Genomic DNA, 16,314 nt, shown 5'->3' on the forward strand with positions numbered 1-16,314 from the left:
CGGCAGCGCCTACGCGGAGGTCTCCGACCGGTCCCCGCCCCACAGCGTGTGGAACGAACCGTCACGGTCCACCCTGCGGTACGTGTGCGCACCGAAGTAGTCCCGCTGTCCCTGCGTCAGCGCCGCCGGCAGCCGCTCCGCGCGCAGGGCGTCGTAGTAGGCGAGAGCAGCCGCGAAGCCGGGCGTCGGCACACCCTGGCGGGTCGCGGCGATCAGCACCTCGCGCCAGTCGTCCTGGGCGTCCGCGATCTCCTGCGCGAACGTCGCGTCCGACAGCAGGCTCGGCAGGTCGGGCCGGGCGTCGTACGCGGCGCGGATCCGGTCCAGGAACGCCGCGCGGATGATGCAGCCGCCCCGCCACAGCGCGGACACCGCACCCAGGTCGATGTCCCAGCCGTACTCACCACGGGCCGCGTCGATCTCGTGGAAGCCCTGCGTGTACGAGACGATCTTCGACGCGTACAGCGCCTGCTCCACCCGGTCGGCGAACGCTCGGGCCTCCGCCTCGCTCAGCGGCTGCGCCTTCGGGCCGGCCAGCCCCCGCGAGGCCTCCCGCAGCTCCGCGTGGCCCGACAGCGAGCGCGCGAAGACCGCCTCGGCGATACCGGACACCGGCACACCCAGGTCCAGCGCGATCTGCACGGTCCAGCGGCCGGTGCCCTTCTGCTCGGCCTGGTCCACCACCACGTCCACGAACGGCTTGCCCGTCTCCGCGTCCACGTGCGACAGCACCTCGGCCGTGATCTCGATCAGGTACGAGTCGAGACGGCCCTGGTTCCAGGTCCGGAAGATCTCCGCGATCTCGGCGGGGGAGTACCCGGCGACGTCCCGCAGCAGCTGGTACGCCTCGCCGATGAGCTGCATGTCCGCGTACTCGATGCCGTTGTGCACCATCTTCACGAAGTGCCCGGCACCGTCCGGACCGACATGGGAGACGCACGGCGAGCCGTCGGCCGCCTTCGCCGAGATCTTCTCCAGCATCGGACCCAGCGAGTCGTAGGACTCCTTCGGGCCGCCCGGCATGATGCTCGGCCCGTTCAGCGCGCCCTCCTCACCGCCGGAGACGCCCATGCCGACGAAGTGGATGCCCTGCTCACGCAGCTCGCGCTCCCGGCGCCGGGTGTCGGCGAAGTGCGCGTTGCCACCGTCGATGATCATGTCGCCGGGCTCCAGCAGCGGCGCGAACTCCTGGATCACCGCGTCCGTCGGCTCGCCGGCCTTCACCATCACGACCAGACGGCGCGGCCGCTCCAGCGCCGCCACGAAGTCCTTCGCGCTCTCGCATGCGACGAACTCCCCCTCGCCGCCGAACTCCTCCACCAAGGCGTGCATGCGCGCGGGCGTCCGGTTGTGCACCGCGACCGTGTAGCCGTTGCGGGCGAAGTTGCGGGCGAGGTTGCGGCCCATGACCGCGAGACCCGTGACGCCGATCTGCGCTGTACTGCTCATTCGGTTCGCTCCTGAAGACCTCGGTATCGGTGCTGACGGTGGGCGGTGCCCGCGGGCATCCCCCGGCGACCATCCTGACGTGCCGCTACTTCGTCCGCACGCGCGGGTCGTGCGACGTCGCGCACGCTGATACGCACGAGAGCCCCCGTCGCACTCAGCCGACGTACGCGTCCCCGCGCACGTCGCACCCGCGCACCGAGTGCCGTCCACGGTGCACCATCGTGGCGCACGTCGCGCAACAGGGGCCTCATACCGGCCATTCGGGCTCCCGGGCGGCCGATAGCCGTCTTGTTCCGGCCGGTTCGCAGCGCTTACTTTTGCCCCTCCTGACGCATGTCTAGGGGGGCTTTCGATGGCCGTACGCGGCCGGCACCGCCGGTATCAGCCGAACAGGATCAACCGCGCCTCACTCACCGTCACGGCGGGCGGCGCGGGTATGGCGCTGCCGTTCATGGGCACCGGCGCCGCCCAGGCGGCGGACGTCGACACCTGGAACAAGGTCGCCGCCTGCGAGTCCACCAACAACTGGAACATCAACACCGGCAACGGCTTCTACGGCGGGCTGCAGTTCACCCAGTCCACCTGGGAGGCCTACGGTGGCCGGGCCTACGCTGCCCGCGCGGACCTGGCGAGCAAGGACCAGCAGATCGCCGTCGCGGAGAAGGTGCTCGACGGGCAGGGCCCGGGCGCCTGGCCGGTCTGCTCGGTACGGGCCGGACTGACCCGGGGTGGCGGCGAGCCCGACATCAAGCCGGCCGCCGGGCGCACGAAGCAGAAGGACGCGAAGAAGACCTCGATCGAGGACGTACGGCCGCAGTCCACGCCGCAGTCCCGGGCGGGCAACGCCGAGATGTACACCGTGGTGCGCGGCGACACGCTCTCCGGCATCGCGGACGACCAGGACGTCCGGGGCGGCTGGCGGGGCCTGTACGCGGCCAACCGCTCGGCCATAGGGTCCGACCCCGATCTGATCGTGCCCGGCCAGCGCCTCGCGCTGCGCGGCGAGGGCGCCACGAAGACGCGACCCGCGCCCAGGCCGGCGCCGTCGGCCAAGCCCTCGCCGAAGAAGCCGGCCCAGGACCGCGCCAAGGAGCGGCCGAAGGAGCGGTCCGAGGGCGAGAGCAAGGAGCGCGCCGACCGGTCCACGGCCACCCGGCAGGGCCTCTCCGCCCCCGTCAGCGCCTCCCTCGGGACGCCCTACCGCAAGGCGGGCTCCTCCTGGTCGAAGGGCTACCACACCGGCATCGACTTCCCCGTGCCCACGGGCACGTCGGTCAAGTCGGTCGCGGCGGGCAGTGTCGTCAGCGCGGGATGGGGCGGCTCGTTCGGCTACCAGGTCGTGGTCCGGCACGCCGACGGCCGCTACAGCCAGTACGCCCACCTGTCCGCGATCTCCGTGCGGGACGGGCAGTCGGTGAGCGCCGGCCAGCGCATCGGCCGCTCGGGCTCCACCGGCAACAGCTCGGGCCCGCATCTGCACTTCGAGGTGCGGACGGGGCCCGGGTTCGGCTCGGACGTCGACCCGGTGGCGTACCTCCGGGCCGGCGGCGTCAGGATCTGACACGCATGCGGTGCCGGTCGACCGTGGGCAACGGGACGTACGGGATGCCGTGGAAGGGCACGTAGGAGAGCGGGCGTTCGTCGTCGGAGGCCACCGCCACCGCCGGCTCCCCGCTCTCGTACGAGGCATCCCCCACGGCTGCCCCTGCCCCGGGCACCGCGGCCGCCGTGTCCGGCCCGGGCACAAGCACCGCGGCCGGTGCCTCCGGCCGGGCCTTGAGCCCTGGCGTTTCCGACCCCGGTACGAGCACCGCCGCCGGTGACCTCGGTCCCGGCACGAGCACCGCCGTAGGTGCCCCCTGCCCCGCTGCGAGCAGGTTCGCCACGGGCAGTCGCCCACCGGCGGGCACGATCTCGGCTGCGGCGGCCACCGGCTCGGGCCGGCCGCCCAGGCTCCCGGGGACGCCGCCCACCGGTGCGGGCACCTTCTCGGAACCACCGCCCACGGCCTCTGACGCAAGGCCCGCCGCCGGCAGGCCCTCCGCGCTCGCCGGCTCCCCGTGCGCGAGCCGCTCCGTCGTCAGCAGGATCAGACCGCCCGCCGCCACCACACCACAGCTCAGCGCGAGCGCCGTGCCCGTCGTGCCGTAGCGGAAGGTTTCTCCGAACATCGTGATGCCGACCGCTGCCGCCACCACCGGGTTCACGACGGTCAGCGTGGCCAGCGGGGCCGCGAGGCCGGCACCCCGGTAGGCGGCCTGCGACAGCAGCATGCCGGCCGTGGCCAGGACGCCGATCACGGCGAGGGACGGCGCGTCCGCCGCCGACACACCGCCGGCCCAGTCGACGGCGACGGTCTTGGTGAACACCGAGGACATGCCGAACGCGATACCGGAGGCGGTCGCCAGCAGCATGCTGCGCACCGCCGGGTGCCGGTGCGCAGCCCGGGCGGCGATCATGAGAGCCACCACGACGCCCGCGGTGACGACCGCGACGGCCACCCGCTGCGTCGTGTCCAGCGACCGCGCGTCGGACGCGGCGACCAGGGACAGCAGACCGGCGAGCCCCACCGTCGCCATGATGGCGCCCCGCCACGCCGTGGCACCGGCCTTGCGACCGACGAACAGCGCCGCCATGGGCAGCGCCACCACGATGGTCAGCGCGCCCAGCGGCTGCACCAGGCTCAGCGGACCGTAGGCCAACGCCACCACGTGCAGCAGACCACCGAGGCCGTTCAGCCCGACCGCCGCCCACCAGCCCGCCCGGCGCAGCGGCGCGTACTGCTCGCCCGGCGAGGACTCCGCCACCCGCTCCTGCACGATCGCCCCGCCCGCGTAGGCGAACGCGGAGACGAGGGAGAGCAGAACGGACAACGCGAGGGCGCTCATCGGCTGCTCCTCTGCGTCAGGCGGGGGCGCTCGGCCCGGCGCGGCGAAAGGTGGGCTTTCATGACCAACACCCTGCCGTGTCCAGGTCTTCCCGTCGTCGTCCCTGAGCACTCATTGGGTCCTACTGCCGATGGAGTACGAGGGGAGCCCCGTCATCCCCAGGGTGGGCGGCTCCGGTCGGGGGTCACCGGGTCGCATCCCTTAGGGGCCTTGGTACTACTGCTCTTCGTGGACCTCGACCCCGGCCTTGCCGCGCTCCGCCCGCTCGGCGGCTTCTTCGTGCTGCGCACGGAAGGAGCTTCGGCCGGGGCCCTTCCCACTCTCGCACAGGCCTATGCCGCCGCGTCACCGGATGTGTCGGGAAATCCCCTGATTTTTCGTGTGCGGAAGGTCGCGACCGCCCTGCGCGCTCCCGAGGCGCGGGTAGCCGCGTCCGTGACTCACCAGGGGCTCGCGGCCCGGCTCTGGTCGGTCGCTCTCGGCTGCGCCGCGCTGTACGGCGGTGTCCCCGACCTCGACGCCCGGCTGCTGCGATGGGACGCCGACGGCAGCGCCCCCGACGACCTGTGGCTCACGGACGTACGGCCCCTTCCCGGGGACGCGCCGACCGTCGCGGACGTCGTCCTGCACGGCCACCTCGTCCCGCTGGCCGCGGCCCTGCGCGCCGACCACCGCCTGGCGCCGGGCCTGCTGCGGGGCAACGCCGCCTCCGCGCTGGCCGGCGCCGCCGGGGAACTCGACCGCTGGGCCCGCCGGCACGGCCGCGAGGACGTCGCCTCCCGGGCCCGCTCCCTGGCCGCGGAACTCCTCGCGCACCCGCTGCTCGCCGGCACCGGAACCCTCGCCGGCACCGCCTTCCGGCGCCGCAGTTGCTGCCTGTACTACCGGGTGCCCGGCGGGGGCGTCTGCGGCGACTGTTGCTTCACACGGCCGCCTCGCTCTTCCCCACGCGCCCCTTCTGGGTGACCATGAAAGGGGTAGGCCGCTGAGAGCAGGGAGTTGCGGGTGCGAGTGGGACTGCTGACCCGGGAGTACCCGCCGGATGTGTACGGCGGTGCAGGCGTCCACGTGGAGTTCCTCGCCCGCGAGCTCAGACCGCTCGTCGACCTGGACGTGCACTGCTGGGGCGAGGGCCGTGCCGACGGCGTGCTGCGTCACCGGCCCTGGTCCGCGCTCGACGGCGCCAACGACGCGCTGCGCACCTTCTCCGTCGACCTCGCCATGGCCGCCGCCCTCGAAGGCCGCGAACTGGTCCACTCCCACACCTGGTACGCCAACCTCGGCGGCCACCTCGCCAAGCTCCTGTACGGCATCCCCCACGTGATGACCGCGCATTCCCTGGAGCCCCTGCGCCCCTGGAAGGCCGAGCAGCTCGGCGGGGGCTACGAGCTGTCCAGCTGGGCGGAACGCACCGCGATCGAGGCCGCCGACGCGGTGATCGCCGTGTCCGCCGCCATGCGCGAGGACATCCTCGGCTGTTACCCGGCGCTGGACCCCGAGCGGGTCCACGTCGTGCACAACGGCATCGACACCACGCTCTACCGGCCCGACCACGGCACGGACGCCCTGGACCGCGTCGGCCTCGACCGCTCCCGCCCGTACGTGCTGTTCGTCGGCCGGATCACCCGCCAGAAGGGCGTGCCCCACCTGCTGCGCGCGGTGCGGGACATCGACCCGGCCGCGCAGGTCGTGCTGTGCGCGGGAGCCCCGGACACGCCGGAGATCGACCAGGAGTTCCGCGAGCTGTTCGGGGAGCTGAGCGGGGTCCGCGACGGCGTGTTCTGGATCCCGAAGATGCTGCCGCGTCCGGAGGTGATCCAGCTGCTCACGCATGCCGCCCTGTTCGTCTGCCCGTCGGTGTACGAGCCGCTCGGCATCGTGAACCTGGAGGCGATGGCCTGCGGCACCCCCGTGGTGGCCTCGGCGGTCGGCGGCATCCCGGAGGTCGTGGACGACGGCACCACCGGCCTGCTCGTTGCGCCCGGCGACGGTTTCGAGGCGGGCCTCGCCCGGGCCATGGACACCGTCCTGGGCGATCCGGAGGCCGCCGGGCGAATGGGCGAGGCCGGGCGGGAGCGCGCGGTCGGGGAGTTCGGCTGGGACGCGGTGGCCCGCCGCACGGTCCGGCTCTACGAGGAGATCGTCAAACAGGCTTAGTCCGTGCTGCTCAGGGGCAGGCATCGGGAAATCGGCGTGAGGGGAGCGGCCATGCGTGGTGGTGGTCCTTCGGTCCTGGGGATCGTACTGGCGGGCGGCGAGGGCAAACGGCTGATGCCCCTGACCGCGGACCGTGCCAAACCGGCGGTGACCTTCGGGGGCACCTACCGCCTTGTCGACTTCGTCCTGTCCAACCTGGTCAACGCCGACGTCCTGCGCATCTGCGTCCTGACGCAGTACAAATCGCACTCGCTGGACCGGCACATCACCATGACCTGGCGGATGTCCAACCTGCTGGGCAACTACGTCACACCGGTGCCCGCGCAGCAGCGCCTCGGCCCGCGCTGGTACCTGGGCAGCGCCGACGCGATCCTGCAGTCGCTGAACCTGATCTACGACGAGCGCCCCGAGTACGTCGCCGTCTTCGGCGCCGACCACGTCTACCGCATGGACCCGCGCCAGATGCTCGCCCAGCACATCGACAGCGGGGCCGGCGTGACGGTCGCCGGGATCCGGGTGCCGCGCACCGAGTCCTCCTCCTTCGGGGTGATCACGCCGGGCTCGGACGGGCAGACGGTGGAGCGCTTCCTGGAGAAGCCGGCCGACCCGCCGGGTCTCGCGGACGACCCCGACTGCGTCTTCGCCTCGATGGGCAACTACATCTTCACCACCAAGGCCCTCATCGAGGCGCTCAAGCGGGACGCGGAGGACGAGTCCTCCGTGCACGACATGGGCGGCTCGATCCTGCCCCAGCTCACCGACCGGGGCGAGGCCGCGCTGTACGACTTCAGCGCCAACCACGTGCCCGGTGAGACCACCCGCGACCAGGGCTACTGGCGGGACGTGGGGACGCTGGACGCCTACTACGAGGCCCACATGGACCTCATCGCCGAGCGCCCCGCCTTCAACCTGTACAACCGCAGCTGGCCCATCTACACGCACTCGTACCAGCTCTCGCCGGCCCGCTTCAACGCGGGCGGCATCGCCAGCGAGTCGATCATCAGCGCCGGCTGCCTGGTGCGCGGGCAGGTCACCCGGTCCGTGCTGTCGCCGGGTGTGGTGGTCGACCCGGGGGCCGTGGTGCAGGGTTCGGTGCTGCACGACAACGTGCACATCGGCCGGGGCGCGGTGGTGCGCGGCGCCGTTCTCGACAAGAACGTCGAGGTGCCGCCGGGCGCGACCATCGGCGTCAACCCGGAGCGGGACGCGGAGCTGTACACGGTCTCCAAGGGCGGGGTCATCGCCCTCGGGAAGGGGCAGTTGGTCACCTGACACGGGGCAGCCCGGTCGGTTTGTCCTGACATGCCCGCGAGATGAAGCGGATCGGCGAGCGCATCGCCGGCCCGTCGGCCGTCATGCGGGTGATCTTCCACCACCGCGTCGATCCATGACGCCTCCCGGGTGACTCCCACGGGGTGCCCGGCGGCGCAACCTGTGCTGAACTGGCCGCACATGCACCATAAGTCCCGCCCCTTTCACCGGGGCGGGACTTAGTCTGCTGTTAACTGTGCGTAGCTCGATCGTACTTGACCGTAATCGGCTGGGGGCGGTTGACTGCTGGCCCACCCGTCGTCGACGCGAGGCAAGCCCTTGACTGCTGACCTGCTCGCTCCTCTCGACCTGGCGTTCTGGAACATCGAGTCCGCCGAGCATCCGATGCACCTCGGTGCGCTCGGGATCTTCTCGGCTCACTCGCCCGCCGCGGGCGCCCACGCGGCGGACCTGCTCGCGGCCCGGGCCGCCGGTGTCCCCGGACTGCGGATGCGCATCCGCGACGTGTGGCAGCCGCTGCCCTCCGCCCTTCGCCGGCCGCTCGCCTTCGGCGGCGCGGCCCGCGAGGCGGACCCGGACTTCGACCCCTTGAACCACGTGCGGCTGCACGCCCCGACCGCCGACTTCCAGGCGGTCGCCGGCCGGCTCATGGGACGTCCGCTGGAGCGCGGCCGGCCGCCCTGGGAGGCCCATGTACTGCCGGGCGAGGACGGGGTCTGCTTCGCGGTGCTGTTCAAGTTCCACCACGCCCTCGCCGACGGACTGCGGGCGCTCACTCTCGCCGCGGGCGTCATGGACCCGATGGACATGCCCGCACCGCGGCCCCGCCCCGTCCAACCCCCGCGCGGCCTCGTGCCGGACGTGCGCGATCTGCCCGGGATGATGCGCGGCGCCCTGTCCGACGTGAGCCGTGCCCTGGACATCGGCGCCTCCGTGGCCCGCTCCTCGCTCGACGTGCGCTCCACCCCCGCGCTCACCTGCGAGCCGAGCGGCACCCGCCGCACCGCCGGAGTGGTGCTCGACCTCGACGACGTGCACCGCGTCCGCAAGACCGTCGGCGGCACCGTCAACGACGTCCTCATCGCGGTCGTCGCGGGAGCCCTGCGCCGCTGGCTCGACGAGCGCGGCGACGGCAGCGAGCACGTCGCGCCCCGCGCCCTGATCCCCGTCTCCAAGCGCCGCCCGCGCACCGCCTACCCACAGGGCAACCGGCTCTCCGGGTACCTGATACGGCTTCCGGTGCACGACCCGGACCCGCTGGCCCGCCTCGCCTCGGTCCGGGACGCCATGGACCGCAACAAGGACGCCGGCCCCAACCGGGGCGCGGGCGCCGTCGCCCTGCTCGCCGACCACGTCCCCGCCCTGGCCCACCGGCTCGGCGGTCCCCTGGTCGGCCAGGCGGCCCGGCTCTGGTTCGACATCCTGGTGACCAGCGTGCCCCTGCCCAGCCTGGGCCTGAAGCTCGGCGGCCACCCGCTCACCGCCGTCTTCCCCTTCGCCCCCCTGGCTCCCGGCCACTCCCTGGCGGTCGCGGTCTCCACCTACCGGGGGAGCGTCCACTACGGCCTCGTCGCCGACGGGGAGGCCGTCCCTGACCTCGACCTGTTCGCCACCGCCGTCTCGAAGGAGGTGGCGACGCTGATCAAGGCCTGCCGGTCGTGATCAAGGCGAGTTTGGCGGTGCGGCCCGGCGCTCCGTAAAATTCGCCGTTCGAAAGCGGGCGCGACCGGCGCGCGCGACGGCAGAGCAGGGAACGACAGCGGCGATGACGGTGACAGAGGACGGCCCGCAGGCCATGGACGAGGCGAGCGGGCTCTCGTACGGACCCGGCATCGACCCGGAGCGGCTGGCCGTCTGCCTCAGCGTGCTCGAGGAACTCGACAAGCTGGAGGTCGACCACCCGGACGCCATCGCGGTGCGCCGGGCCACGGCCGGCGTCTACCGCACGGTCAAGCAGCGCCGTCGCCAGGAGCGCCGGGCCGCCAAGACCGCCCACGACAAGGCGGTCACGGAGGCCACGGCGACCGGTTCCGCCCAGCGCATCGACGACGAGACCGAGGGCCTGCTGCCGTCGTCGAACACCGAGGAGGGCAGGATCGCCGGGATACTCCAGCGCCCGCGCTCCTGCTACACCTGCAAGAGCCGGTACGTGGAAGTCGACTACTTCTACCACCAGCTCTGTCCCGACTGCGCCCGTGTGAACCGCGAGAAGCGCGACGTCCGGGCCGACCTCACCGGCAAGCGGGCCCTGCTCACCGGGGGGCGCGCCAAGATCGGCATGTACATCGCGCTGAGGCTGCTGCGCGACGGCGCGCACACCACGATCACCACGCGCTTCCCGAAGGACGCCATCCGCCGCTTCAAGGCCATGGACGACTCCGCGGACTGGATGCACCGCCTGGAGGTCGTCGGCATCGACCTGCGCGACCCGGCCCAGGCCGTGGCGCTCGCCGACCAGGTCGCCGAGGCGGGCCCGCTCGACATCCTCGTCAACAACGCGACGCAGACCGTGCGCCGTCTGCCCTCCGCCTACGCCGCCCTGGTCGACGGCGAGAGCGCCCCGCTTCCCGCCGGTGAGCTGCCCGCCCATCACGTCATCGGCGCCTTCAACTCCGGCGCGGTCGACGGCATCGCCGCGCTGCCCCTCGGGACCAGCGGGCTCGACGCCCAGCAGGTCGCCGACCTCGCCCTGGTGGCGGGCAACGCCAGCGTCGAGCGGCACCTCGACGGCACGGCGATCGACGCGGGCGGGCTCGTGCCCGACGTGGTCGACTCCAACACCTGGGTGCAGACGATCGAGCAGATCTCGCCCGTGGAGCTGCTGGAGACCCAGCTGTGCAACTACACGGCGCCGTTCATCCTGATCAGCAAGCTGCGGCCGGCCATGGCCGAGGCCGCGAAGAAGGCGGCGAGCGGGCGCGCGTACGTCGTGAACGTCTCCGCCATGGAGGGTGTCTTCGGGCGCGGGTACAAGGGTGCGGGGCATCCGAACACCAACGCCGCGAAGGCCGCGATGAACATGGTCACGCGCACCAGCGCCCAGGAGATGTTCCAGACCGACGGCATCTTGATGACCTCGGTCGACACGGGCTGGATCACGGACGAGCGGCCTCACTACGACAAGCTGCGCCTGGCCGAGGCCGGGTTCCACGCGCCGCTCGACCTGGTCGACGGTGCGGCCCGGGTCTACGACCCGATCGTGCGGGGTGAGGCGGGGGAGGACCTGTACGGGGTCTTCATGAAGGACTACGCGCCCGGGAAGTGGTAGTCGTCCGACTTCCGTGACGGGTCGTCAGTCGACGGCTCCGAGGCGGGAATGGCGTGCGGCCAGCAGTTCCAGCACCGTGCGCCAGTCCTCCAGGACCCCGGCGTCGAAACCGGCCGTGCGGCCCTCCTCCAACGCCTGGCGCAGGGTGAGGAGGTCGTCGTCGGCCGGTGCGGCCCGGCGGGGGCAGCGGCGTACGAGACCCGCCACCCGCTCACCGAGCAGGGTGCGCACCGCGTCAGCCGCGTGGTCCGCGCGCCCGGCGGAGTCGCCCGGCCACAGCAGCCCGCCGATGGGCTGCACCAGACCCGCGACCTGCAGCTCCTTGTCGGCCGGGCGGCCGCGGCGCAGCAGTGCGGCGGTGCGCAGCGCGTGGTCGTGCAGGTCGACCGGCGGGCGGGCGCGGTCCGGGGCGTCCCAGGTGCCCCGGCAGGCGTACAGCAGATCCATCAGCTCCTCGACGCTGCGCAGCTCCATGCGTCAGTCCTCCTGCGAGACAGCCGTTGCCGTACGGCAGCAGAGCATGGCGAGCTTGCGACTCAGCCAACGGCACTTGAACTGCGCAACCGTCTGGAAAGCGCCGTCGTCGACGTACGCCGTTCGAGTGATGCAGACAACGCCCTCTTGCCTACAAATCGGTACAGAAACTTGAGTTGAACGGCAGATGACGCGCGATCGTTACCGGCTGTTTTCAGCCCCATCGAGCGGGGCCCCGCTCATTTGGTTAGTCTGATGCGGACGGACAGCCACACGGGGTCCTACCCACACCCACAGTCCGTCATGGGACCAGCCGGTTCACCACGGCCCGCTCTCCCGTGAGTCGACCGGCGCCACCGCGTCCGAACTGCATTTGGCATAGAGGCCCGAGCGGGCGTCAGGCGCAGCAGACCGGCGCGTACGTCCCGAGGGTGACCGACACATAAGGAGTGCGCGGTGACACCGGAGAAGACGAATCGCGAGCAGCGCCCCAAGGAACGCAGCGAGCGCGCCGGCCGACGGGCCGACGAGCTCGGCAGCCTCGACGTGTGGGCCCGTTCGGCCCCGATCCGCCTCGCGGGCTACGAGGACGACCTCGCGGAGCCCCACATCCTGCCCAGCGTCGACTGACAGCGGGCAGACCCCACCGCGATCGCAGCGCATGGACGTGCCAGACTCATGACCATGCTGATCAGGGAAGCGACGGCTGACGACTGGCCTCGCATCTGGCCGTTCTGGCACCGCATCGTCGCCGCGGGCGAGACGTACGCATGGGACCCGGGGACCTCCGAGGAGGAGGCCCGGGTCCTGTGGATGAACCCGGCGAAACGCGTCTACGTGGTCGAGGACGACAGCGGCGTCATCGTCGCCTCCGCCTACCTCACCCCCAACTACGGTGGCCCCGCCGCCCGCATCGCCAACGCCGGCTTCATGGTCGACCCCGGTCAGGGCGGCCGGGGCTACGGACGGGCCCTCGCCGAACACCTCCTGACCGAGGCCAGGGCAGCGGGTTACCGGGGCATGGTGTTCAACGCCGTCGTCGAGACCAACCCGGCCGTGAGGCTGTGGACCTCCCTCGGCTTCACGATCCTCGGCACCGTGCCCGACGCGTTCGACCACCCCCGGCACGGCCGGGTGGGGCTCCACATCATGCACCGGGCGCTGTAGAGCCGAGGAGGATCCCATGGCCGGTCTTCGGGCAAAGCCCCTGGAAGCGGCCACCTGGCCGGACTTCGCCTTACTCGTCGAGCGGCACAAGGGCGTCTGGGGCGGCTGCTGGCGGATCACCTGCTTCTTCGTCGATCGCGCCCACCGTCGCCGGGGCGTGGCCGCCGCTGCCCTCGAAGGCGCCCTTTACGAAATCGCGCGGCTCGGCGGCGGATCCGTGGAGGGCTGTCCGGAGGACACCGGCGACCGGTCGGTCTCCGCGTCGTTCCTCTACAGCGGCACGATGACGCTGTTCGAGAGTCAGGGCTTCGAGCGGATCCGGCGCCTCGGCAAGCGCCACTGGGTGGTGTCCCGGAACGTCGCTCGGGAGGCCGTCAGGGCCGGGCGTACGGGCGGGTCATGATCTCCATGTTGTGGCCGTCCGGGTCGTCGAAGTAGGCGCCGCGACCGCCGAAGAGGTCGTTGACCCGGCCGGGCCGGGTGTGGTTCGGGTCGGCGTAGTACGTGACGCCGATCGCCTCCAGGCGGTCGATCATGCCGTCGAACCGCTCCTCGGGCACGAGGAACGCGTAGTGCTGCGACTGGATCGGCTCGTCGGTCTTCTCGTAGTAGTCGAGGGTCACGCCGTTGCCCAGGTCGACGGGGAGGAACGGGCCGAAGGGGGCGCCCACCCGCAGGCCCAGGACGGCCGCCAGGAACTCCGCGGACAAGCGGCGGTCGGAGGCGTAGACGGCGGTGTGGTTCAGGTGGGCGATCGTGGTCGGCAGTTCGGGGGCGTGCTGGGTGTGGGACATGCGTGGGTTCGTCTCCGGGTCGTGAGGTCCGTGGTGAAGCGCCGCTGAGGCGCGAGGGATGGAAGACACCAAGGACGAGAGGCGGGGCGCGTGCCCTCTCCGGCTCTCGGACCGGCCCGGGCGGGGTCACCCCCGCCGCGCTCACGCCGAGGCCGGGCGCCTCACTCGTGCATGGCCTACGGCCGACCCGGCAGTCACCCGGCCGACTCTAGTTCATCGGCGCCGTACGCTGCCACGGGTTTCGCTCCTCCAGCTGCCCGGCCAGATCCAGGAGTTGGGACTCCGTGCCGGGGCGGCCCACCAGCTGCACGGCGCACGGGGCGCCGGACGGGAGCGTGCCGCAGGGGACGGACATGGCCGGCCAGCCGGTCAGGTTCCACAAGGGCGTCAGGGGCGAGTAGTTCGTGTTCGCCAGCACATTGCTCAGCCAGCCCCGCTCGTGCCAGGGTCCGGCCTTCGGGGAGCGGCGGGCGAGCGCGGGCGTGAGCAGCACGTCGTGCTCGGCGAAGAACGGCTCCAGCCGCCGGCGCAACCGCTCCCGGCTCGCCCCGGAGCTCACGGCGCGCAGGAAGGGCCGGCCGAGTCTGGCGTGGACGCGGGTGCGGCGGGTCAGCAGCCGGGGGTCGAGGGGCCGGGCGTCCGCGGCGGTGCCCGCCGTCCAGTGCGCCAGGGAGGTCGCGGCGAGGGACATCGGGTAGGGCGGGTCGGCGCGCCGGACCTGGTGGCCCGCCCGCATCAGCAGCCCGGCCGCGTCCCGGGCGGCCGCCGCGTACGGGCGGCTGATGGTGACGCCGGCCAGGGGGCTGCGCAGCGACACTGCGACCCTGAGGACGCCGGGCGCGGACACGGGGCCGGGTTCGGCGCCTTGTTCGGCGCCGGTGAGGACCGAGAGCATCAGACGGGCGTCCTCGACGGTCGTGGCGAGCGGCCCGTTCTCCGCCATGCCGAACCAGGTGCTGTCGCCGGTCTCCGTCGGGACCACGCCGTGCCCCGGCTTGATGGTGACGAGGCCACAGTTGGCGGCCGGTATGCGCAGGGAACCCATGCCGTCGTTGCCGAGGGCGATCGGCACCATCCCGGCGGCGACGGCGGCCGCGCTGCCGCCCGACGAACCGCCCGCCGAGCGCGCCGGGTCCCAGGGGTTGCGGGCGATGCCCAGCACACCGTCCGTGGTGCCGAAGACGCACAGCTCGGGCACGTTCGTCAGCCCCACGACCACCGCGCCCGCCGCCCGCAGCCGGGCCACGGTCACATGGTCCCGCGCGGCCGGTGTGTCCGGTGTCGCGGCCGAGCCGACACGCCGGGACTCGCCGCGCACGGCCAGGTTGTCCTTGACGGCCACGGGCACCCCCGCCAGCGGCAGTTCGGCGAAGTCGCCCCGCGCGGCCACCTCGTCGGCCTCGGCCAGGGCCGCCTCGGCGCGCACCGCGCGGAAGGCCCCCACCCGGCCGTCGAGCCGCTCGATGCGGGCGAGGTGCTCGGCGACCACCTCGCGTGGCGTCACCCGCTTCTCGCGTACGGCGGCGGATATCTCGGCGGCGGTGCGGCCGGCCCACGTGGTCACAGCGGCTCCTCGGAGGGGAGAGGGCGGACTTACTGACGAGTACGTAGGGAGAACTGTGCACCGGTCCGGGGCGCACGTCGAGGTCACCGACCGTTTCCTCGCGTCCCTGTGGCGGAGGGCTCAGCGCAGATGCCGCTCGAAGAACGCCTCGGTGACGTCCATCGAGGCCGCCCACTTCGGCCCGAACGTGTGCCCCTCGCCGGGGACGGTGCGCAGCTCGACGTCCTTGCCGGCCTCCTCGAACGCGGCGGCGGCCTCCCGTGACCAGGCGAGGGGGCAGGTGTCGTCCGCGGTGCCGTGCTGGATCAGCAGGGGTTCACGCGCCCGGTCGACGTGGCTGAGGGGCGTGACCCCGCGCCAGAAGGCCGGGTTCTCCTCGGGCGTTCCGTGCTTCTCCTCGATCTCGGACACGACGGGGTCGCCGTCGGACCGCTGGAAGTGGTCGATGTTCTCCTCGGGCCGTGCGCTGACCGGGGCGTACGCCACCGCCGCGTCGAACAGGCCGGGCGCCACGACCAGCGTGTTGTACACGACCCCGCCGCCCATGGACCGTCCGAACAGCCCGATGCGGTCGCCGTCGATCTCGGGGCGCCCGGAGTCGCGCAGGGCCAGGGCGGCGCCGATGACGTCCTCGGTGTAGCCGAGGCGCAGATTCACGTCGTTGTCCGGATCCTCGTCGGAGCGGGCGTGGTTGCGGTAGTCGGTGTGCAGGACGACGTAGCCGCCGCGGGCCAGGCGGTCCTGCTCGCGGGGCATGCCCTGGCCGCTGACGTAGACGTCCGGGTCGATGTAGCCGTGCGCCAGCACCAGCGCCGGGAAGGGGCCCTCGCCCTCCGGGATGTTCATGATCCCCGAGATCGTCAGGCCGTTCGCCTCGTACGTGACGGCGTAGCGGGTGTAGGCGGAGGTACGGTCGAGCACCGCGCCGAGGCGCAGTCCGGAGCCGGTGTGCTCGCGCCGCATCAGGGCCGCGAGGGAAACGGGGTCGGCCGGGGAGGGCGCGGGCGTGGCGCGGGGGCTCTCGCCGGTCGAGCGGGTCGGCGCCGGGGAAGTCCCGGGCGCGCCGTCCTCCGCACCGCCGGTGCAGCCCACCGCGACGGCCAGCAGCAGTCCGGCGGCCGCGCAGGCGGTGCCCCGAAGCCGCATACGGTCCAGTGTGACCCCGCCGGGTACGGGACGGAAGGTCCGGCCCAGCTGTGCTGACCGGACAGGTGGGTGGCGCGGCCGGATGGGGGTCGGCCGCCGATGCGTGACGGACCTGCTGGAACGTCCGCTCGCCGA

General features: G+C 72.5%; 15 protein-coding genes. 9 read left to right on the forward strand and 6 right to left on the reverse strand.

Annotated features, from left to right (window positions below; genetic code table 11):
- Window positions 1–9 precede the first annotated feature (9 nt).
- A complete protein-coding gene (gene gndA, locus ACIRDU_RS10065; RefSeq protein ID WP_403576638.1) occupies window positions 10–1,449 on the reverse strand; it encodes an NADP-dependent phosphogluconate dehydrogenase in 1,440 nt (479 codons plus the stop codon).
- Between the two features lie 352 nt (window positions 1,450–1,801).
- On the opposite strand from gndA, the gene ACIRDU_RS10070 reads away from it, so the two are divergent.
- Window positions 1,802–3,010, forward strand: coding sequence for a transglycosylase family protein (locus ACIRDU_RS10070; RefSeq protein ID WP_403576640.1), 1,209 nt, complete (start codon window positions 1,802–1,804; stop codon window positions 3,008–3,010).
- Here ACIRDU_RS10070 and ACIRDU_RS10075 read toward each other — a convergent pair.
- On the reverse strand, window positions 3,000–4,337 hold the full coding sequence (locus ACIRDU_RS10075) for a DMT family transporter (protein WP_403576642.1): 1,338 nt from the start codon (window positions 4,335–4,337) through the stop codon (window positions 3,000–3,002). The two genes, ACIRDU_RS10070 and ACIRDU_RS10075, sit on opposite strands and share 11 nt — an antisense overlap.
- A 228-nt stretch (window positions 4,338–4,565) precedes the next feature.
- On the opposite strand from ACIRDU_RS10075, the gene ACIRDU_RS10080 reads away from it, so the two are divergent.
- From ACIRDU_RS10080 to ACIRDU_RS10100, 5 genes are all read left to right on the forward strand, one after another.
- Window positions 4,566–5,303, forward strand: a complete 738-nt coding sequence (locus ACIRDU_RS10080; protein WP_403576644.1) for a (2Fe-2S)-binding protein — start codon at window positions 4,566–4,568, stop codon at window positions 5,301–5,303.
- Between the two features lie 39 nt (window positions 5,304–5,342).
- Window positions 5,343–6,494: a glycogen synthase gene (gene glgA, locus ACIRDU_RS10085; RefSeq protein ID WP_403576646.1), complete on the forward strand. Its 1,152-nt coding sequence runs from the start codon at window positions 5,343–5,345 to the stop codon at window positions 6,492–6,494.
- A 51-nt stretch (window positions 6,495–6,545) separates the two neighbouring features.
- On the forward strand, window positions 6,546–7,766 hold the full coding sequence (gene glgC, locus ACIRDU_RS10090) for a glucose-1-phosphate adenylyltransferase (RefSeq protein ID WP_403576648.1): 1,221 nt from the start codon (window positions 6,546–6,548) through the stop codon (window positions 7,764–7,766).
- A 318-nt stretch (window positions 7,767–8,084) separates the two neighbouring features.
- Window positions 8,085–9,428: a wax ester/triacylglycerol synthase family O-acyltransferase gene (locus tag ACIRDU_RS10095; RefSeq protein ID WP_403576650.1), complete on the forward strand. Its 1,344-nt coding sequence runs from the start codon at window positions 8,085–8,087 to the stop codon at window positions 9,426–9,428.
- 103 nt (window positions 9,429–9,531) lie between these two features.
- Window positions 9,532–11,034 carry an SDR family NAD(P)-dependent oxidoreductase gene (locus ACIRDU_RS10100; RefSeq protein ID WP_403576652.1) on the forward strand — a complete coding sequence of 501 codons (1,503 nt, stop codon included), beginning with the start codon at window positions 9,532–9,534 and terminating at the stop codon, window positions 11,032–11,034.
- Window positions 11,035–11,058: 24 nt separating this feature from the next.
- Here ACIRDU_RS10100 and ACIRDU_RS10105 read toward each other — a convergent pair whose 3' ends face one another.
- A complete protein-coding gene (locus tag ACIRDU_RS10105; protein WP_403576654.1) occupies window positions 11,059–11,508 on the reverse strand; it encodes a hypothetical protein in 450 nt (149 codons plus the stop codon).
- A gap of 456 nt (window positions 11,509–11,964) precedes the next feature.
- Between ACIRDU_RS10105 and ACIRDU_RS10110 the strand changes: the two genes are divergently transcribed.
- The 3 genes from ACIRDU_RS10110 to ACIRDU_RS10120 are packed head-to-tail and all read left to right on the forward strand — an operon-like array spanning window position 11,965 to window position 13,078.
- Window positions 11,965–12,138 (forward strand): hypothetical protein, encoded by a 174-nt coding sequence (locus tag ACIRDU_RS10110; protein WP_403576656.1) that lies wholly within the window; start codon window positions 11,965–11,967, stop codon window positions 12,136–12,138.
- A 54-nt stretch (window positions 12,139–12,192) separates the two neighbouring features.
- On the forward strand, window positions 12,193–12,675 hold the full coding sequence (locus ACIRDU_RS10115) for a GNAT family N-acetyltransferase (RefSeq protein WP_403576658.1): 483 nt from the start codon (window positions 12,193–12,195) through the stop codon (window positions 12,673–12,675).
- A gap of 16 nt (window positions 12,676–12,691) precedes the next feature.
- Window positions 12,692–13,078 carry a hypothetical protein gene (locus ACIRDU_RS10120; protein ID WP_403576660.1) on the forward strand — a complete coding sequence of 129 codons (387 nt, stop codon included), beginning with the start codon at window positions 12,692–12,694 and terminating at the stop codon, window positions 13,076–13,078.
- Here ACIRDU_RS10120 and ACIRDU_RS10125 read toward each other — a convergent pair.
- From ACIRDU_RS10125 to ACIRDU_RS10135, 3 genes are all read right to left on the reverse strand, one after another.
- Complete coding sequence (locus ACIRDU_RS10125; protein WP_403576662.1) at window positions 13,050–13,469, reverse strand: VOC family protein; 420 nt, start codon at window positions 13,467–13,469, stop codon at window positions 13,050–13,052. The genes ACIRDU_RS10120 and ACIRDU_RS10125 overlap by 29 nt on opposite strands.
- Before the next feature lie 208 nt (window positions 13,470–13,677).
- The gene (locus tag ACIRDU_RS10130; protein ID WP_403576664.1) at window positions 13,678–15,033 is read right to left on the reverse strand and encodes an amidase; all 1,356 of its coding nucleotides are present in this window, start codon (window positions 15,031–15,033) and stop codon (window positions 13,678–13,680) included.
- 120 nt (window positions 15,034–15,153) lie between these two features.
- Window positions 15,154–16,179 carry an alpha/beta hydrolase family protein gene (locus tag ACIRDU_RS10135; RefSeq protein ID WP_403576666.1) on the reverse strand — a complete coding sequence of 342 codons (1,026 nt, stop codon included), beginning with the start codon at window positions 16,177–16,179 and terminating at the stop codon, window positions 15,154–15,156.
- Window positions 16,180–16,314 lie beyond the last annotated feature (135 nt).

Source organism: Streptomyces sp. NPDC093598 (assembly GCF_044764825.1).
In the GTDB taxonomy this organism is placed as follows: domain Bacteria; phylum Actinomycetota; class Actinomycetes; order Streptomycetales; family Streptomycetaceae; genus Streptomyces.